The organism is Paracoccus sediminicola (assembly GCF_027912835.1).
GTDB lineage: Bacteria > Pseudomonadota > Alphaproteobacteria > Rhodobacterales > Rhodobacteraceae > Paracoccus > Paracoccus sediminicola.
Map to the genome: position 1 here is coordinate 440,145 of NZ_CP115768.1, position 18,570 is coordinate 458,714.

Here is an 18,570-nt window from a genome sequence, read left to right on the forward strand (position 1 = left end):
GAAGTCTCCTGTTGGTTTGGCAGTCTTGGTTATGGTTCAGCTTGTTGCATGGAATATCTTTCCAAGCGAGCCCGGCGCGGCGCTGCCCTTGCGCCGGGCTGAAATCACGACGAGCGCGACGATGGTGGCGATGTAGGGCGCCATGGCCAGAAGCTGCACCGGCACGTCGATCCCCGCCGCCTGCATGCGCAGCTGCGAGACAGTGACGCCGCCGAACAGCCAGGCCCCGGCCAGGACGCCGAAGGCCCGCCAGCCCGAGAACACCACCAGCGCCAGCGCGATCCAGCCCGCGCCCGCCGTCATGCCCTCGGTCCATTGCAGCACCGTGGCGATGGAAATATAGGCCCCGCCGATCCCGGCCATAGCCCCGCCAAAGCTGATCGCCGCCAGCCGCACCAGCCGCACCTTGTGGCCGAGCGCATGGGCTGCATGATGGTTCTCGCCCACACCGCGCAGGATCAGCCCCGCGCGCGAGCGGTTCAGGAACCACCAGATCAGCGGTACGGCAACGATCCCCGCCCAGGCAATCCAGTGCAGCCCGAACGGGCCCATTGCCATCGAGGGCGCCTTGACCCCTTCGTATGGCTTGCCGAACAGCGCCGTCAGCCCCAGCCCGAACAGGGTCAGCGCCAGCCCGGTGGCGACATGGTTGGTCAGAAGGAACTGGGTCAGCACGCCGAAGATCAGCGACAGCGCCGCCCCGCCAAGTGCTGCCACGGCAAAGCCCAGCAAGGGGTTGCCGGTGGCATCCGCAGCGGCGAAACCGGCAAGCGCGCCGGCGATCATCATACCCTCGACACCGAGATTCAGCACGCCCGAGCGCTCGACGATCAGCTCGCCAAGTGCCGCGAACAGAAGCGGCGTCGCGGCAGAGAGGATCATCACGACAAGTACGGTAAGGTCGATCATGCCGCACCCCCGGCGTAGTCAAGCGATCCGTAGAGCATTATCAACGTCATCAGCACCACCCCGCAGATAAACCCGATGGTCAGGATCGGATGACGCGGCGTGCTCGGCGGCGGCGGTGGCGGTGGCTCGGGCCTGTCCTCCCGCGGGCTGAATCGCCGCCATATCGCGCGGAGGCCGCGGAACGGCCAGACGATGACCAATTCCTGGAACAGGAACTGGATCGCCGAGCCGACCAGAATGAAGCCCAGCATTATTAGGGCCCCACCCCAGGAAAGCGTGACGACGAACATGACAAGGAAACCAGGCAAAACCCCGATGAACATACCCTGGAGAACCGCGCCGATGAAGCTCAGCGGCGAGGGCGGTCCGGCGGGCGGTGTCGGCTCGGTCATGCAGTGATCCTCCGACGGATGCGATAGCGGGTCAGCAGGTCGAAGCCCAGCAGGTAGAACAGCAGCATTCCCTGGAAGACCTGCACCGTCGCGAAGGGCAGCTGCATCACCATCTGCGCGATGTCGCCGCCGATATAGGTCAGCGCCATCAATAGCCCGGCCAGCACGATGCCCACCGGGTGCAGCCGGCCCAGAAACGCCACGATGATCGCGGTGAACCCATAGCCCGATCCGAACCCGTCGGTGATCTGGCCCGCCGGTCCGGCCGCCTCGAACAGCCCGGCCATTCCGGCGAACGCGCCCGACAAGCCAAGGCAGAACGCCACAAGCGCGCCGGGACGGACCCCGCCGAACCGGGCCGCGCGCGGTGCCTCTCCGGCGGCGCGAATCTGGAGGCCGCGAAGATGGCGCGACATCAGCACCCAGACCGCCAGCACGGCCAGCATCGCAGTGATGACGCCCCAGTGGATGCCGGTGCCGGGAATGAGTTCGGGGTTGGAGGCGGCGGGATACTGCGCGAGATTGCGCGATCCGGGCATGCCGAAACCTTCCGGGTTGCGCATCGGGCCGAAGGCCATCCATGCGGCTGTTTTCTCGGCGACATAGACTAGCATCAGCGAGACGAGGATCTCGGAAGCGCCGAACCAGTTGCGCAACAGAGCCGGGATCATTCCCCAGGCCCAGCCTCCGGCGGCGCCTGCAAGGATCATGACGGGGAAGATCCACCACCCGTCTGACGGATAGGTCGCCAGCGCTACCGCGGCGCCGGTGATGCCGCCGATGATGTATTGCCCCTCGGCGCCGATATTCCAGATCCCGGCGCGGAACCCGACGGCGAGCCCGGCCGCGATCAGGATCAGCGGTCCGGCCTTGACCAGAAGTTGCGGGCGCGAATAGCTGGCCGAAGCGCCGAAAAGCGGGTCCCAGAAGATGGTCCTGATCGCGCCGAACGGGTCATAGCCCATGAAGCCGAACAGGATCCCGCCGGTGATCATTGTCGCCAGAACGGCCAGCACCGGGGTGGCGAATTGCCAGGCCAGCGGCGGGTTGCTGCGCGGTTCAAGCTGCCACATGCGCGGCCTCCATCCCGTGCGCGCCGCCCAGCATCAGCCCGATTTCCTCGAGGCTGAGCCCCTCCGTCGGGCGCGGATCGGACAGCCGCCCCTCGTTCAGTGCACAGAAGCGGTCGCCAAGTTCCAGCAACTCGTCGAGATCCTGGCTGATGACGATCACGCCCGCGCCACCCGCGGCGAGGTTCAGCAGCGCCTGGCGAATCGACGAGGCCGCGCCCGCATCGACACCCCATGTCGGCTGATTGACCACGAGAACACTCGGGTTCTGCATCACCTCGCGCCCGATGACGAATTTCTGAAGATTGCCGCCCGACAGTGCCGAGGCCGCGGTGTCCGGCCCCGGCGTGCGCACGTCGAATTCAGCGATCACCGCTTCGGTGAAGCCGCGCGCGGCGCCGCGCCGGATCATCCCACCCGGCGCCAGATCCTGCCGCGGGGCGGCGGTCAGCAGCGCGTTCTCTGTCAGCGAAAACCCCGGCACCGCCGCATGGCCAAGCCGATCCTCGGGTGCCGCGAGCAGCCCGGCGCGGCGCCGTGCCACGGGGCCGAGCGCCGACATGTCGTCGCCCTTGAGCGAGACCGTGCCGGCGGGTGTCCGGATCTCGCCCGACAGCGCTGAAAGCAGCTCTTCCTGACCGTTCCCGGCCACGCCGCCCACGGCGAGAACCTCGCCCTCATGCAGTTCCAGCGACACGGATTTCAGCGAAGCCCCGTCGATCGAGAGCGGCGCCAGGCTGAGATCGCTGACCCGTAGCAGCAGCGCGCCGGGGTTACGCCCGCTGCGGTCGATCTCGCGCATCTCGCCGCCGACCATCATCGCCGCCAGCTCGCGCGCGGAATGGTCGCGGGGATTGCAGCTGTCCACCACGCGCCCGCCGCGCAGTATGGTGGCCCGGTCGCAATGGCTGCGGATTTCGTCCAGCTTGTGGCTGATATAGAGGATCGAGGTGCCGCCATCGGCCAGCTTGCGCAAGGTCGCAAAAAGGATTTCGGCCTCTTGCGGGGTCAGCACGCTGGTGGGTTCGTCCATGATGAGAAGCCGGGGATGGCCGAGCAGGGCGCGGATGATCTCCACCCGCTGCCGCTCTCCCGCCGAAAGATCCGCCACGCGGCGATGCGGGTTCAGCGGAAGGCCGTAATCCTGGCTGAGCGAGGCAATCCGTTCGGCCAGTTCGCGGCGCTTCGGCGGAGCGTCGAGCCCAAGCGCGATATTCTCGGCCACGCTCATGGCGTCGAACAGGCTGAAATGCTGGAACACCATGCCCACCCCGGCGGCCCGCGCCGCGTTGGGATCAGCCGGGGCGAAGGGCGTCCCGGCCAGCCACATCCGGCCCTCATCCGCCCGCACCAGCCCATAGATCGTCTTGACCAGCGTGGATTTGCCGGCGCCGTTTTCGCCGAGCAGCGCGTGGATATCGCCCTCTCTCACGGCGAATGTGATGTTGTCATTGGCTTTCACGCCGGGATATGTCTTGCTCAGACCCTCGGCGCGGAAAATGGCGTTATCGCTCAACTCTATTCCCTGTCGTTCCTCCGTCCAATTAACACAGTTATCACAGGGCGCCACGATTGCGCTTGGCCAAAACGAGAAATAGTTTCAACATATGGTCGAAAATCTGCCCCGATTCATCCATCTCCGCACCCATTCCGAACATTCGCTGCTGGAAGGCGCGGTGCCGGTCAAGAAGCTGATCGCCCTCGCCGAAAAAGCCGGCATGCCGGCGGTGGCGCTGACCGACACGAATGCCATGTTCGCCGGGCTGGAATTCAGCGTGAAGGCGATGGAGCAGGGCATCCAGCCGATCATCGGCTGTCAGTGGACGATGCGGATCGGCGAGCATTACGGTGCGGTGGTGGCTCTGGCGCAGAACCGGCAGGGCTGGCTGAATCTGATGACGCTGTCTTCGGCGATGTATCTGCGAAAGGGGCCGGACCCGTGGCACATCACCGAAGAGGATCTGACGGCGCATGCGGAAGGGCTGATCCTGCTGACCGGTGGGGCAGAGGGCGCCGTGGGCAAGCTGATCCAGTCGGGCGACGCCGCCGGGGCCGAAGGGCTGATGCGCCGTCTCAAGGATGCGTTCGGCGACCGGATTTATGTCGAGCTAACGCGCCACAAGGACGACTCCGGCCGGCTGATGGCTGCCGAGACCGCGACCGAGGACAGCTTCGTCAAACTCGCCTATATGCTGGAGATTCCTCTGGTTGCGACGAATGACGTCTATTTCCCGAAACCCGATATGTATGAGGCGCATGACGCGCTGATCTGCATCTCAGAACGTGCCTATGTCGACCAGTCCCAGCCGCGCCGCCGCCTTACGCCAAATCATGATTTCAAGAGCGCCGAGGAAATGGCGCTGCTGTTCGCCGATCTGCCCGAGGCGATCGAGAATACCGTCGAGATCGCCCGGCGTTGTGCATTTGCGGTCAGCCGCCACGCACCGATCCTGCCACGTTTCGCCGATGACGAGGTCGAAGAGCTGCGCCGTCAGGCAAAGAAAGGGCTGGAGGAGCGGCTGCAGCTCATCCCCCATGCGGTCAGCGTCGAGAAATATCACGAGCGGCTCGACTTCGAACTGGGCATCATCGAGCAGATGGGCTTTCCGGGCTATTTCCTGATTGTCGCCGACTTCATCAAATGGGCCAAGGATCACGATATTCCGGTCGGACCGGGCCGGGGCTCCGGTGCGGGGTCGCTGGTGGCCTATGCGCTGACCATCACCGATCTGGACCCGCTGCGCTATTCGCTTCTCTTCGAACGCTTCCTGAACCCGGAACGGGTCTCGATGCCCGATTTCGACATCGATTTCTGCATGGATCGGCGGGAAGAGGTGATCCGCTATGTGCAGGAAAAATACGGCCACGAGAAGGTCGGTCAGATCATCACCTTCGGCGCGCTTCTGTCCAAGGCCGCCGTGCGCGATGTCGGCCGTGTGCTGCAACTGCCATTCGGTCAGGTGGACAGGCTGTCGAAGATGATCCCGGTCGAGGGCGTGAAGCCGGTTTCTGTCACCAAGGCCATCACCGACGAGCCGCGCCTGCGCGAAGCCCGCGACAGCGAGGAGGTCGTGGCCCGCCTTCTGGACTATGCCGAGAAGGTCGAGGGTCTGTATCGCAACGCCTCGACCCATGCGGCGGGCGTCGTGATCGGCGACAGGCCGCTGGATCAGCTGGTGCCGCTTTATCGCGATCCGGGTTCGGACATGCCTGCGACGCAGTTCAACATGAAATGGGTCGAACAGGCCGGGCTGGTGAAGTTCGACTTTCTGGGCCTGAAAACCCTGACCGTCATTCAGAACGCGGTTGACCTCATCAATGGCGGCGGGCGGCCCCTGCATGTCGCCGCAGACGGTCGTAAGCTATACGACCCGCCGGAAGGCGCGGAAAACCAGATCAACGCGATCCCGCTGGACGACAAACCCAGCTATGATCTGTTCGCATCCGCCCGCACCGTGGCCGTGTTCCAGGTTGAAAGCTCGGGCATGATGGATGCGCTGCGGCGCATGAAACCGACCTGTATCGAGGATATCGTGGCGCTGGTGGCGCTGTATCGTCCCGGCCCGATGGAGAATATCCCGACCTATTGCGAGGTGAAGAACGGCCAGCGTGAGCTGCAATCCATCCACCCGCTGATCGACCACATCCTTGAAGAGACGCAGGGCATCATCGTCTATCAGGAACAGGTGATGCAGATCGCGCAGGTCATGGCCGGCTATTCGCTTGGCGGAGCCGACCTGCTGCGTCGCGCCATGGGGAAGAAGATCGCCGAGGAAATGGCCAAGGAGCGCCCGAAATTCATCAAAGGCAGCGTCGAAAACGGCGTCGACGAGAAGAAGGCCGGCGAAGTCTTTGACCTTCTGGAAAAATTCGCAAATTACGGCTTCAACAAATCACACGCCGCAGCTTATGCCGTGGTCAGCTATCAGACCGCCTGGCTGAAGGCGAACCACCCTGTCGAGTTCATGGCCGGGGTGATGAATTGCGACATCCATCTCACGGAAAAGCTGAGCGTCTACAAGCGAGAGCTCGACCGGATGGGGATCGAGGTGGTGCCGCCTTGCGTGAACCGGTCCGGCGCGACCTTCACCGTCAAAGAGGGCCGTATCCACTATGCGCTCGGCGCGCTGAAGGGCGTCGGCGTCGAGGCGATGCGGGCCATCGAGACCACGCGCGGCGAGACACCCTTCGCCGATATGGTCGATTTCGCCCGCCGCGTCGATCTGCGCCGCATCGGCAAGCGCGCTCTTGAGATGATGGCGCGGGCCGGGGCTTTCGACACGCTCGACGACAACCGCGCCCGGATGATGGCCAGTCTCGACGGGCTGGTGGCGTTCTCGGGCGCCAGCCACGATCAGGCCGCCTCCAGCCAGTCCTCGCTGTTCGGCGGGGGCGAGGATCTGCCGCCTCCGCGTCCGGTGCTGGCGCAGGTCTGGCTTCCTTCCGAGAGGCTGGGGCAGGAACATCAGGCCATCGGCTTCTACCTGTCGGGCCACCCGATCGACGATTACCTGCCTGCACTGCGCCGGATCGAGGTGTCCACATTGGCCGAAATCCGCGCCGCGGCCGCATCCGGCCCGCTGGTCACCTATATCGCCGGAACCGTGTCCTCGCGGCAGGAAAAGAAGTCGGCCAAGGGAAACCGTTTCGCCTTCATCGGCGCCTCGGACCCGACGGGTCTTTATGAGGCGGTGGTGTTCTCGGACGTCCTCGAAGCCTGCCACGCGCATCTCGAACCCGGCAAGAACGTGGTCATGCAGGTGCAGGTCGAGCCGCAGGGCGAAGAGGTCAAGATGCTCGCGCGTTCGGTCGTGCCGCTGGAAGAGGCGATTGCCAATGTCGGTCCCGCCGAGCTGGTTATCGAGGTTGCGAATGATTGTGACTTCAAGGGACTACAGGGCGTTCTTGACAATCTCGACGGCGAGCGGGGGCGTCGCGGCAAGCTGATCCTGCGCGTGCATGAAGGCGATGAGGAATACGACATCCAGCTGTCGGACCGCGCGCCGGTCAGCCCCGCGGCGCGCCAGCATCTGCGCGTCGTGCCGGGCGTGCTGGAGGTCATCGAACAATAGCGGCGCGGAACGTTCCACAGCGCTGCCGGTTGAATTCCCGATCACAACGCCACAGCTTCGTGGCAGAACCGTAATTCAGCATCAGGACCAGAAATGAGCGACGATTATACCCCTCCGAAAGTCTGGACATGGGAACCCGGCAATGGCGGCAAATTTGCCAGCACCAACCGACCCACCGCCGGTGCCACCCATGACGCGGAAAGCCCGGTCGGCAAGCACCCGATCCAGCTTTACTCGCTGGCGACGCCGAACGGACAGAAGGTCACGATCATGCTGGAGGAGCTTCTGGCAAGGGGCCACTCCGGGGCCGAATATGATGCGTGGCTGATCGATATCGGCGAGGGCGACCAGTTCGGCAGCGGTTTCGTCTCGGTCAATCCGAATTCCAAGATCCCGGCGATGATGGACCATTCGGTCAATCCGCCGCGGCGCGTCTTTGAATCGGGCGCGATCCTGCTTTATCTCGCCGAGAAATTCGGTGAGTTTCTGCCGGCCGATCCTGCCGCACGGACCGAGGCGCTGAACTGGCTGTTCTGGCAGATGGGCTCGGCCCCGTTCGTGGGCGGCGGCTTCGGGCATTTTTACCACTATGCCCCGGTCAAGATCAAATACGCCATCGACCGCTATGCGATGGAAACCAAGCGGCAGCTCGATGTGCTGGACAAGCATCTCGCCGAGAATAAATTCATGGCAGGCGATGACTATTCCATCGCCGACATGGCGATTTTCCCCTGGTATGGGCGGCTGACCACGGGCGGTGTCTATGGTGAAGCGGTGACCTTCCTCGAGGGCAAAAGCTACAAGAACGTGCTTCGCTGGAACGACGAAATTGCTGCGCGTCCCGCCGTTCAGCGCGGTCTTATGGTCAACCGCACCTCTGGCGAGCCGTCGGGACAGCTGCGCGAGCGGCACGATGCGTCGGATTTCGAAACCAGGACGCAGGATAAGGTCGAGGCGGCGGAGTAGGGGTCGAAGCCCGGCGTCTTCCAGGCTGAACACCAGCCAGGGGCCGGCAAATGAAAAAGCCCGGCCATCTGGCCGGGCTTTTGCGTCGGTGCGGGGCGTCGGATCAGTTCCGCGCCTTGTCGACCATCTTGCCCTTGGAAATCCAGGGCATCATCTCGCGCAGTTTCTCACCGACCTGCTCGATCTGATGCTCGTCATTGATGCGGCGCGTCGCCTTGAAGGAGGGCTGGCCGACGCTGTTTTCCTGCATGAAGTCGCGGACGAACTTGCCGTTCTGGATGTCGGTCAGAACCTCTTTCATGCGCTTCTTGGTTTCCTCGTAAGGCAGGATGCGCGGACCCGAGACATATTCGCCATATTCGGCGGTGTTCGAGATCGAATAGTTCATATTCGCGATGCCGCCTTCATAGATCAGATCGACGATCAGCTTCACCTCGTGCAGGCATTCGAAATAGGCCATTTCCGGCTCATAACCGGCTTCGACCAGCGTCTCGAAACCCATGCGGATCAGTTCGACCAGACCGCCGCACAGCACCGCCTGCTCGCCGAACAGGTCGGTTTCGCATTCCTCGCGGAAGTTGGTTTCGATGATGCCCGAACGCCCGCCACCGATGGCCGAGCAATAAGACAGGCCCAGATCCATCGCCTTGCCGGTCGCGTCCTGATGCACGGCCACCAGGCAGGGCACGCCGCCGCCTTTGACATATTCGCCGCGCACGGTGTGGCCGGGGCCTTTCGGGGCCATCATGATGACATCGACGCCCGGCTTCGGCTCGATCAGGCCGAAATGCACGTTCAGGCCGTGGGCAAAGGCAATCGCGGCACCTTCGCGCAGGTTGTCATGGACGTATTTCTTGTAGGTCTCTGCCTGCAATTCGTCGGGCATGGTGAACATGATCAGGTCGGCCCATTTGGCGGCCTCGGCGATCTCCATCACCTGAAGGCCCTCGCCTTCGGCCTTGGCCTTCGACGGTGAGCCTTCGCGCAGCGCGACGACGACATTCTTCGCACCCGAATCGCGCAGGTTCAACGCGTGGGCGTGACCCTGAGAGCCATATCCCAGAATGGCGATCTTCTTGTCCTTGATCAGGTTAACGTCGCAATCGCGGTCGTAGTAAACGCGCATGTCAGCGGTCCTTTCAGTTATCTCTGGATGGGTGATACGAAAAATTTCGCTGGTGATCCCTGCAATATTCGCAGAAAATGCCCGAATAATAAGATTATCATGCCTTAAATGGATCACACGCGTAACAATCATGCCAGACGCCACTGATCGCCGAATCCTGCGCCAGCTTCTTGCCGATCCCGACCAGTCCGCGACGCGGCTGGCCGAACGCGCGGGCGTCACCGGTGCCACCCTGTCGCGGCGTCTGGAAAAGATGCGGGCTGCGGGCACCATCTCCGGACAGCAGGCGCGGATCGACTGGCGCAAGCTGGGCTATGAGGTCGAGGTCAGCCTGCGCTTCACCCTCGACAAGACCAACCCACGCGCCTTCGACGAATTCACCGCCGCCGCCCGAGAGGTTCCAGAGGTGATCGAGATCCAGACCTTTCTGGGCAGCGTCGATTTCCGGCTGTCGGTGATTGCCCGGGACATGGCCCATTGGCAGGAGATCTATCGCGCCCGCATCCTCAACCTGCCCAATGTCGAAACCTCAGATGCGCTGATGCTGGTCTCGACCATCAAGAACAGCGCGGAGCTGCCGCTGTGACGCCCGATGCGACCGATCTGTCGATCCTGAAAATGCTGTCGCGGGACGCAACCCTCGGCGCGGCAGAGATCGGGCGGGCCCTGGGCATGGCCCAGCCCGCGACATGGCGGCGGATCAAGCGTTTGCAGGATGCCGGCATTATCGCGGGTCGCCGGGTGGGGCTGGACAATGCCGCGCTCGGCTTCGGGGTGACTGTGTTTCTGGGCATAAGGCTGGCGACGAAAGGGCGCACCAGCCTAGAGGAATTCGAACGCGCCGTCACCGCCATCCCCGAGGTGCAGCTGGTGCAGCATGTTCTGGGCCAGTTCGACTATCGCCTGCGCATCGTCGCACGGGACATCGCCGATTTCGAACGCATCCTGCGGCGGCGGATCATGACCCTGCCGGGGCTCGGACAGGTCGAGGCCAATGTCATGCTGTCGGAAGAACGCAGGCCCGGACCGCTTGGCTGAGTTGCGAAAAGACGCATTGCAGATGGATGTAAGGGGTGTTTACATCCGGTCGGATTATCATCACGAAATTTCTGTTTCCGAGGTTGTCATGTATCACTCTATTGTCCGCGGCCGCATCCGCGACCTGTTCGATTCGATCAATCGTGGCGAGATCGAACCCATTCTCGGTGCCTTCGCGCCCGCGGCAGAGCATATCTTCATGGGCGATGGTCACGCTTTGTCAGGGCGCCGTAACCGCCCCGAATCGATCCGCGCCTGGTATGAGCGGCTGCGCCGGGTAATGCCGGATCTGCGATTCGAGCTGCACCGGATCGACATTGCGGGCGGGCCTTGGAACACCATCGCAACGGTGGAATGGACCGAGAGCAATACCGGCACGGATGGCGTGCGCACGCAGAATGGCGGCGTCCATGTCATTCATCTTCGCTGGGGAAAGATGACCCGGCTGCTGATCCTGACCGATATGGTCCCGCTGATCGCAACGCTTGAACGCACCGCCGAAAGCAGCGGCGGAGTGTCAGTCGCCGAGCCTATCGACGACAGGCCCGGCTGGCCGGCGGGCTAGAACAGGCTCAGCTGATCGCCCCGGCGCGGCGGCTGGCCGAAGCGGGAGCAGTCCAAGGGCGGTGTTGTCTCGGCATAGCCCAACCTTTTGCGGGCGATCTTGAAGCGTTTCATCATCAGCTCTGCTTCGATGCCCTCGCCGCGCATGCGGCTGCCGAAGCGCGTATCGTTGTCGCGCCCGCCGCGCATCGCCTGCACCCGGTTCATCACATGGGCCGCCGCATCGGGGCGGTGCCGGTCCAGCCAGTCGCGGAACAGGGGCGCGACCTCATGCGGCAGGCGCAGGGGGATCATGCTGGCATTTGTCGCCCCGGCCTCTCGCGCGGCGGTCAGGATGCGCTCGATCTCGGGTTCGGTCAGCACCGGGATCACCGGTGCGACCATGACCCGGACCTGTATCCCGGCCTGCGCCATCTCTCGGATCATGCGTAGCCGGGTTGCCGGGGCAGGGGCGCGCGGCTCCATCGCGCGGGCCAAGCCGGTATCCAGCGTGGTGATGGAAACGCCGACATGCACCAATTGCCGCGCCGCCATCTGGGCCAGCAAAGGCAGGTCGCGCAAGACGGTCTGCCCGCGCGTCACGAGGCTTGCCGGATGGTTCCAGTCCAGCAGAACCTGCCACAGGTCCGGCATGATCCTCAGCTTCGATTCGACCGGCTGATACGGGTCGGTATTCGTCCCGAACGCGATCGGTGCCACCCGGTAAGAGGGTTTCGCGATCTCTGCCGCCAGCAGCCGCGCGGCATCGGGCTTGGCGGTGATCTTCGTCTCGAAATCCAGTCCGGGCGACAGGCCCCAATAGGCGTGGCTGGGCCGGGCGAAACAGTAGATGCAGCCATGTTCGCAGCCGCGATAGGGGTTGATCGACCGGTCGAAGGGCACATCCGGCGACTGGTTGCGTGTGATGATCCGGCGCGGCTGTTCATCGGTCACCTGCGTGTGCAGCTTCCGTTGTTCTTCCGGGATGTCCCAGCCGTCATGTTCACGCTCTGCGTGCAGACGGTCAAACCGATTCGCCGGGCGCGTGTCCGCGCCGCGGGCTTTGATGATTTCGTCGGGGTCTCGGGGCGGCAGCATGGCTCTACCTTAGAACATATGGGGAACATAGTCCATATTCCGCAACATCGTCGCCACAAGGGTTTTCATCGCCGAAACCCGGTCCCATATTAAGCGCGAAGGGAGATTCGTTATGCCATTGCCGCAGTTTCTGCTGCTGATCGCTGCCGTGATCCTCGCCGCTGCCGCGACGCTCTGGGTCAGCCTGTCGCAAGGGGTGCCGATCGTGGCGCTCGCGCTTGCCGCGCTGATCGCCGCCGGGGTCGTTCACCTTGCCCGTCACGATCATCTCTGACCGAGCTCAACCCGATGGGGCGGCTTTGAATGCGGTCTGTCGGAGCGGGTAGCCTCAGCGTTCCAGCTCGGCATCCCAATACAGGAAATCCATCCAGGTCTCGTGAAGATGGTTCGGCGGGAATTTCCGCCCCATCTTGTGCATGTCCTCTGCCGAGGGGCAGCGCGGCGGGCGGCGCAGGCTAAGCCCGCTGTGCCGCAACGACCGATTCGCCTTGCGCAAGTTGCAGGGTGAGCAGGCGGCGACGACGTTTTCCCAGCTCGTTACCCCGCCGCGCGAGCGGGGGATAACGTGATCGAAAGTCAGATCGCCTTTCGAGCCGCAATACTGACAGGCAAAACCGTCCCTCAGAAAAAGATTGAAGCGCGTGAATGCCACGCGCTTCTGAGGTTTGACGAAATCTTTCAGCACCACCACCGAAGGTATCCTGAAGGCCTGTCTCTGACTATGAACATAGTCGTCATATTCGGCGATGATGCTGACCCGGTCGAGGAACACCGCCTTGATCGCCTCCTGCCAGGGCCAGAGCGACAGCGGATAATACGACAGGGGCCGGTAATCCGCGTTCAGCACCAAGGCAGGGCAATGTTTCAGCGCCGCCGGTTCCCGCACGAACTGCGTCCTGAATTCCGCGTGGTGGTGGTCGTCGAGCATCCGCAACCCCGTCCTGCCGGTCCTTCTCTGCCCTGTCTGACACCGACTATATCTCGGGGTCGGAATCAGGCAAGCCCCAGAATGTGGTTTTGTTCTAACCCTGCTCCGTGACGCGGATGTGACAGGCCGGCTTGCGTCGCATTTTAGGGAGAATCCGTTATGAGCCAGGGGGATGGAGGCGTAACCTTCTGGAAAGCATGACGCAGGAGAAGCAGATGTTCAGGCTCGACTTGGCGCCTCATTATGTCACGGTGCCTCCCCAGCCCGGCCCGCGCCAGTTACAGACCCCGCCCCAGGCCACCGCCCCGGCAGAGGCGATCGTCCGTTTCGTGGCCGCGCCGACGCGCGGCAGCGATGCGGCCATGGTTGAAAGCCGCTATGCCGCGGCGCGCGACAGGCGCCGGATCACGCTGGAAATGGCCGGTCTCTCGGATCTGGATGCGCAGTTGTCGCTGGCCTCTGATCGCATGGATCTGCTGAGCGCGCCGAAGCCCGATCCCGCGCGCGATCTCAGCCGCGAGTTGCAGGCGGCGCGGGCGGCACAAACGGCCGAACTGCGCGGCGCGGCAGCATCCGTCAGCGCCGCGATCAACGGCGTGCGGGCCGAGGTGGCGGCGACGCAGCGAAGGTTGCGGGCCGATCTGCACAGCGCGGCACAGCCGGACGATCCAGATGCCGACAAAACCAGTCGTGGCGGCTCGCGCAGCGCGTTGACCGGCGCCGCTGGCAGCGGAGAGATGTTGCTGCGCGAGGCCACGGCGCTCAGCGCGCAGGCGAGCCGGTCCTGAGATCGGGTGGCCAGCCCCGCGCGATGTGGCAGTCGTTGCAGGGTTCAGGCGATCGACCCGATGACGCGGCGACAGCTTCGGAAGGACTCAATCGCCCAGATGCTGCTGCAAAAAGCGCAGCGCGGTCAGCAGCCCATCCTGCGAAATGCCGTGACCCATGCCCTTCATGACGAAGCTGGATACATCGAAGCCCTCAGATGCCAGCGCCGAACCGGTCGCCTCCAGATCGCTGAACGGCACCACCGGGTCCTGATCGCCATGCATCAGCAGCACCGGCGGCTTGACGCGGGCCTCGGCCGCAAGCGTTTCCGGCGCAAGCAACCGGCCCGAAATCCCCACCAATGCGGCAACAGGCTCGGCCCTGCGCGGCACGACATGCAGCGCCATCATGGTGCCCTGCGAAAAGCCGATAATGGCCAGCCGGTCGGGCGAGATGCCCTCATCGGCGATCACTCTGTCCAGAAACGCATCCACATCCTCGACAGACTGGATCATCGAGGCGCGGGCCTGTTCTTCGGTCGAGCCGTCCATCCACGGGATCGGAAACCATTGCCGCCCGAACGGATTGCCGGCGCTGCGTTCGGGCGCGTCGGGGGCGTAAAACGCGGTGCCCGGCAGATGCGGGCCAAGCACATCGGCAATGCCCAGCAGATCCGCGCCGTCCGCGCCGTAGCCATGCAGGAAGACGACGACGCTGCTGGCATCGCCAGGGCCTTTCCGTTCGGATTGAAGCTCGCGAACCATGTCGTTCCTCCGGTGGGCGCTGCGTTGAACCGAGTGTTACGCGCCGCAGCGCCGCGCTGCAACCGTGGGGGGGGGCAGGGCAAAGATGGCGGCACGGTCGATCTGGCGATCAGGCGCGACGGTGCCTCTGCGATGCTTCCTGCCGCAACAGCAGCACCATCCCGAAGCCGACCATCCCGGCCAGCGCGAACCAGGTCAGCGCATAGCTGAGATGCGCGTTGCGGAAATCGACCACGGTCAGCCCGCCCACGGGATAACCGCCCGGCTGCGGTGTCGCCGTGGCGTCAGCGTCGATGAAGACCGGGGCGGCGCTGTCCAGATCGCTGGCGGCGGCGATGGCCGCGACATCGCGGCTATACCAGCGATCCGCTGCCGGGTCGTTGTCGCGAAGAAAGGCCCCGCCCGGCTCGGAGAGGCGCATCAGCCCGGTAATCTCCTGCCGGCCCTCGACCTGTCCATCGGGGCGACTGGCCGCGTCCTGCAATTCGGTCGGCACGAAGCCGCGATTGATCAGCAGCACCTCGCCCCCCTGCGTCTCCAGCGGGGTCAGCACCCAATAGCCGCCGCCACGCTCGGTCACAGCCTTGACCAGCGTCTCGGCAGAGTGGTCGAAGCGCCCCGAGACGCTCACGCGGCGATACTCGCGCTGATCGGCGGGCAGGGCGGCGGCCTCGGCCCAGCCGATCGGTGTTGCATCCACGCGCGCCTCGACCGTGGCGATCAGATCGCGCTTCCAGCCGAGCCGTTGGATCTGCCACACCCCGAGTCCCGCGAAACCCGTGAAGAGTATCGCGCCGAGCAGCAGGATCACCGCGACCAGCCAGAGCGGTCGGCGCGGCTCGGATCCGGCCTTGCTCAAGGGTCCAGCGTTTCGCTTTGCGGATCGGTGCCCATGCCCGGCATCATGTTGGCATCCATGTTGTACATGACCCAGACGGTCCCGACGACGGCGATGATCAGCAGGATGATGGTGAAGACCAGCGACACCAGCGTCCAGCCATTCTCGGCCTTGGGGCTCATATGCAGGAAATAGATCATGTGCACGACCATCTGCGCCACGGCGCAGACAAGGATGATGATCGCCGTGGTCTGCGTCGAACCCGCGCCGCCCGACATCACCACCGCGAAGGGAATCACGGTCAGGATCACGGCGAGGATGAAGCCGGTCACATAGTCGCGCCTGGTGCCGTGCGGAAACTCCGCCTGCGCGTGGTGGCTGTCATGAGGGTTGCTGCCGCTGTCGCTCATCAGATCATCCCCATCAGGTAAACAAAGCTGAACACGCCGATCCAGATCACGTCGAGGAAGTGCCAGAACAGCGACAGGCAGTTGAGCCTGCGCATATTGGCCGGGCTGAGCCCGTGCTTGCGGATCTGGATCACCATGATTCCCAGCCAGAGCAGGCCGAAGGTCACATGCAGCCCATGCGTGCCGACCAGCGTGAAGAAGGCCGACAGGAATGCCGACCGGCCCGGCCCGGCACCTTCGTGAATGAGATGGCTGAACTCATAGATCTCGATAGCGAGAAAGGCCGCGCCGAAAGCGGCGGTGATCCCGAGCCATCTGATGACGCCCTTCTGGTTGCCCTCATGCATGGCCAGCATCGAGAAGCCGAAGGTGATCGACGAGATCAGCAGCATCGCCGTGTTCAACGCCACCAGCGGCAGGTCGAACAGCTCTTGCGGGCCGGGCCCGCCGCCATAGCGATGTCCCAGCACCGCGAAGGTCGCGAACAGGATCGCAAAGATGAGACAGTCGCTCATCAGATAGATCCAGAAGCCGAGGGGCGTGGAATGCCCGTCTGGGTGATGCGGCTCTTCGGCGGGGTGGAAGACGCGCTCGTCCGCCGGATCGGTCACGATTTCTGCACTCATCTCTGTCTCACACCGCGTTGCTGAGAGCTTTGGTCCGGGCATCCTCGGTGGCGACCACCTTGGCTTCGGGGATGTAGTAATCCCGGCTGTAGTCGAATGTGTGCCATATCGCCGCGCCGAGCAGGGCGATAAAGGACAGCGCCGCCAGCCACCAGATATGCCAGACCAGCGCAAAACCCAGCACCACGCTGATCGCCGACAGGATCACCCCGGTGCCGGTGTTCCTCGGCATATGGATGCGGGCGAAGCCGGACACTGGCCGCTGATAGCCATGCGCCTTCATGTCGTGCCAGGCGTCGATGTCATAGACGATCGGCGTGGTGGCGAAGTTATAGGCCGGCGGCGGCGACGAGGTCGCCCATTCCAGCGTGCGCCCGTCCCAGGGATCGCCGGTCTCGTCGCGCAGCTTCTCGCGATCCTTGATCGAGAAGAAGATCTGCAGCACCAGCGCCACGATGCCGCAGGCGATCAGCAGGGCGCCAAAGGCGGCAATCGCGAACCAGACCTGAAGCGAGGGATCGTCGAAGGTGCGCAGCCGGCGTGTCACGCCCATCAGCCCCATGACGTAAAGCGGGGTGAAGGCGACCCAGAACCCGACCACCCAGCACCAGAAGCTGACATGACCCCAGAACTGGTTCATGCGGAAACCGAAGGCTTTCGGCCACCAATAATTGATACCGGCAAAGATGCCATAGACGACGCCGCCGATGATGACGTTATGAAAATGCGCCACCAGAAACAGCGAGTTATGGACAATGAAATCCGCCGGGGGCACGGCCAGCATGACGCCGGTCATCCCGCCAATGGTGAAGGTCAGCATGAAGGCCACCGTCCACATCATCGGCAGCTCATAGCGGATGCGCCCCTTATACATGGTGAACAGCCAGTTGAAGATCTTCGCCCCGGTGGGGATCGAGATGATCATCGTGGCGATGCCGAAGAAGGCGTTCACCGACGCGCCTGACCCCATGGTAAAGAAGTGATGCAGCCAGACGACATAGGACAGAATGGTGATGCAGACCGTCGCATAGACCATCGAGTTATAGCCGAACAGCCGCTTGCCGCAGAAGGTGGCGGTCACCTCGGAGAAGATGCCGAAGGCGGGCAGGATCAGGATATAGACCTCCGGGTGGCCCCATATCCAGATCAGGTTCACATAGAGCATCGGGTTGCCGCCGAGCTCGTTGGTGAAGAAATTGAAACCGAGATAGCGGTCGAGCGCCAGCAGGACCAGTGTCGCGGTCAGCACCGGGAAGGTTGCGACGATGAGGATATTGGAACAGAGCGCCGTCCAGGTGAAGACCGGCATCCGCATCAGAGTCATCCCCGGCGCGCGCATCTTCAGGATCGTCACCACGAGGTTGATGCCCGACAGTGTCGTTCCCACCCCCGCGATCTGAAGCCCCCAGATATAGTAATCCACCCCCTCCCGCGGGCTGGAGACCACGCCGGACAAGGGCGGGAAGGCCAGCCAGCCGGTCTGGGCGAACTCACCGACGAACAGCGAGACCATCACCAGGATCGCGCCGCCGGTGGTCATCCAGAAGCTGAAATTGTTCAGGAAGGGGAAGGAAACGTCGCGCGCGCCGATCTGCAGGGGCACCGCATAGTTCATCAGCCCGGTGACGAAGGGCATGGCCACGAAGAAGATCATGATCGTGCCGTGGGCGGTGAAGATCTGGTCGTAGTGATGCGAATCGAGGTATCCCTCAGAGCCGCCGAAGGCCCAGACCTGCTGGATGCGCATCATGACCGCATCGGCGAAGCCGCGCAGGAACATGATCAGCCCGAGGATCATGTACATGATCCCGATCCGCTTGTGATCCACCGTGGTGAACCACTCTTTCCACAGATAACCCCAGAGCCGGTAATAGGTCAGCGCGCCCACCACCACCGCGCCGATGATCGCGACGACGACAAAGGTCGCGACCACGATCGGCACGTCGAGCGGCAGCTTGTCCCAGCCCAGGCGGCCGAACAGGAAGGTGGTTTCAATCGGTTCGTTTGTTACTGCCATCTCGT

At 63.6% G+C, this 18,570-nt stretch carries 19 protein-coding genes; 7 read left to right on the forward strand and 12 right to left on the reverse strand.

Features of this window, described 5'->3' with window-relative positions:
• Positions 1-36: 36 nt before the first annotated feature.
• The 4 genes from PAF18_RS02175 to PAF18_RS02190 are packed head-to-tail and all read right to left on the reverse strand — an operon-like array spanning position 37 to position 3,887.
• Complete coding sequence (locus PAF18_RS02175; RefSeq protein WP_271117008.1) at positions 37-909, reverse strand: ABC transporter permease; 873 nt, start codon at positions 907-909, stop codon at positions 37-39.
• Complete coding sequence (locus PAF18_RS02180) at positions 906-1,301, reverse strand: hypothetical protein (RefSeq protein WP_271117009.1); 396 nt, start codon at positions 1,299-1,301, stop codon at positions 906-908. Before PAF18_RS02180 ends, PAF18_RS02175 begins: the two co-directional genes overlap by 4 nt.
• Positions 1,298-2,374 (reverse strand): ABC transporter permease, encoded by a 1,077-nt coding sequence (locus PAF18_RS02185; protein WP_271117010.1) that lies wholly within the window; start codon positions 2,372-2,374, stop codon positions 1,298-1,300. Before PAF18_RS02185 ends, PAF18_RS02180 begins: the two co-directional genes overlap by 4 nt.
• The gene (locus PAF18_RS02190; protein ID WP_271117011.1) at positions 2,361-3,887 is read right to left on the reverse strand and encodes an ABC transporter ATP-binding protein; all 1,527 of its coding nucleotides are present in this window, start codon (positions 3,885-3,887) and stop codon (positions 2,361-2,363) included. The genes PAF18_RS02185 and PAF18_RS02190 overlap by 14 nt, the downstream gene beginning before the upstream one ends.
• Before the next feature lie 91 nt (positions 3,888-3,978).
• Here PAF18_RS02190 and dnaE point away from each other — a divergent pair, with 91 nt between their 5' ends.
• A complete protein-coding gene (dnaE, locus tag PAF18_RS02195; RefSeq protein ID WP_271117012.1) occupies positions 3,979-7,443 on the forward strand; it encodes a DNA polymerase III subunit alpha in 3,465 nt (1,154 codons plus the stop codon).
• Between the two features lie 93 nt (positions 7,444-7,536).
• On the forward strand, positions 7,537-8,409 hold the full coding sequence (gene yghU / locus PAF18_RS02200; protein WP_271117013.1) for a glutathione-dependent disulfide-bond oxidoreductase: 873 nt from the start codon (positions 7,537-7,539) through the stop codon (positions 8,407-8,409).
• A gap of 103 nt (positions 8,410-8,512) precedes the next feature.
• Here yghU and ilvC read toward each other — a convergent pair whose 3' ends face one another.
• Positions 8,513-9,535 carry a ketol-acid reductoisomerase gene (gene ilvC / locus PAF18_RS02205; protein ID WP_271117014.1) on the reverse strand — a complete coding sequence of 341 codons (1,023 nt, stop codon included), beginning with the start codon at positions 9,533-9,535 and terminating at the stop codon, positions 8,513-8,515.
• A 130-nt stretch (positions 9,536-9,665) separates the two neighbouring features.
• Between ilvC and PAF18_RS02210 the strand changes: the two genes are divergently transcribed.
• Genes PAF18_RS02210 through PAF18_RS02220 form a run of 3 tightly spaced genes read left to right on the forward strand, consistent with a single transcriptional unit; the run spans position 9,666 to position 11,138 of the window.
• Complete coding sequence (locus tag PAF18_RS02210; protein WP_271117015.1) at positions 9,666-10,121, forward strand: Lrp/AsnC family transcriptional regulator; 456 nt, start codon at positions 9,666-9,668, stop codon at positions 10,119-10,121.
• Positions 10,118-10,573 (forward strand): Lrp/AsnC family transcriptional regulator, encoded by a 456-nt coding sequence (locus PAF18_RS02215; RefSeq protein ID WP_271117016.1) that lies wholly within the window; start codon positions 10,118-10,120, stop codon positions 10,571-10,573. Before PAF18_RS02210 ends, PAF18_RS02215 begins: the two co-directional genes overlap by 4 nt.
• Positions 10,566-11,138 carry a nuclear transport factor 2 family protein gene (locus tag PAF18_RS02220; RefSeq protein WP_271117017.1) on the forward strand — a complete coding sequence of 191 codons (573 nt, stop codon included), beginning with the start codon at positions 10,566-10,568 and terminating at the stop codon, positions 11,136-11,138. Before PAF18_RS02215 ends, PAF18_RS02220 begins: the two co-directional genes overlap by 8 nt.
• Here PAF18_RS02220 and PAF18_RS02225 read toward each other — a convergent pair.
• Positions 11,135-12,214 (reverse strand): PA0069 family radical SAM protein, encoded by a 1,080-nt coding sequence (locus PAF18_RS02225; RefSeq protein WP_271117018.1) that lies wholly within the window; start codon positions 12,212-12,214, stop codon positions 11,135-11,137. The two genes, PAF18_RS02220 and PAF18_RS02225, sit on opposite strands and share 4 nt — an antisense overlap.
• Positions 12,215-12,326: 112 nt before the next feature.
• On the opposite strand from PAF18_RS02225, the gene PAF18_RS02230 reads away from it, so the two are divergent.
• A complete protein-coding gene (locus PAF18_RS02230; RefSeq protein WP_271117019.1) occupies positions 12,327-12,488 on the forward strand; it encodes a hypothetical protein in 162 nt (53 codons plus the stop codon).
• Between the two features lie 54 nt (positions 12,489-12,542).
• Here PAF18_RS02230 and PAF18_RS02235 read toward each other — a convergent pair whose 3' ends face one another.
• Positions 12,543-13,142 (reverse strand): HNH endonuclease, encoded by a 600-nt coding sequence (locus PAF18_RS02235; RefSeq protein ID WP_271117020.1) that lies wholly within the window; start codon positions 13,140-13,142, stop codon positions 12,543-12,545.
• A gap of 215 nt (positions 13,143-13,357) precedes the next feature.
• On the opposite strand from PAF18_RS02235, the gene PAF18_RS02240 reads away from it, so the two are divergent.
• Positions 13,358-13,930: a hypothetical protein gene (locus PAF18_RS02240; RefSeq protein ID WP_271117021.1), complete on the forward strand. Its 573-nt coding sequence runs from the start codon at positions 13,358-13,360 to the stop codon at positions 13,928-13,930.
• Positions 13,931-14,017: 87 nt separating this feature from the next.
• Here PAF18_RS02240 and PAF18_RS02245 read toward each other — a convergent pair whose 3' ends face one another.
• The 5 genes from PAF18_RS02245 to cyoB form a co-directional block, all read right to left on the reverse strand.
• Positions 14,018-14,674, reverse strand: coding sequence for an alpha/beta hydrolase (locus PAF18_RS02245; RefSeq protein ID WP_271117022.1), 657 nt, complete (start codon positions 14,672-14,674; stop codon positions 14,018-14,020).
• A 109-nt stretch (positions 14,675-14,783) separates the two neighbouring features.
• Positions 14,784-15,533: an SURF1 family protein gene (locus tag PAF18_RS02250; RefSeq protein WP_271117023.1), complete on the reverse strand. Its 750-nt coding sequence runs from the start codon at positions 15,531-15,533 to the stop codon at positions 14,784-14,786.
• Positions 15,530-15,922, reverse strand: a complete 393-nt coding sequence (cyoD, locus tag PAF18_RS02255; RefSeq protein WP_271117024.1) for a cytochrome o ubiquinol oxidase subunit IV — start codon at positions 15,920-15,922, stop codon at positions 15,530-15,532. The genes PAF18_RS02250 and cyoD overlap by 4 nt, the downstream gene beginning before the upstream one ends.
• A complete protein-coding gene (cyoC, locus tag PAF18_RS02260; RefSeq protein WP_271117025.1) occupies positions 15,922-16,548 on the reverse strand; it encodes a cytochrome o ubiquinol oxidase subunit III in 627 nt (208 codons plus the stop codon). Before cyoC ends, cyoD begins: the two co-directional genes overlap by 1 nt.
• A gap of 7 nt (positions 16,549-16,555) precedes the next feature.
• Entirely contained in the window at positions 16,556-18,565 is a 2,010-nt protein-coding gene (gene cyoB / locus PAF18_RS02265; protein ID WP_271117026.1) for a cytochrome o ubiquinol oxidase subunit I, read from the reverse strand.
• Positions 18,566-18,570 lie beyond the last annotated feature (5 nt).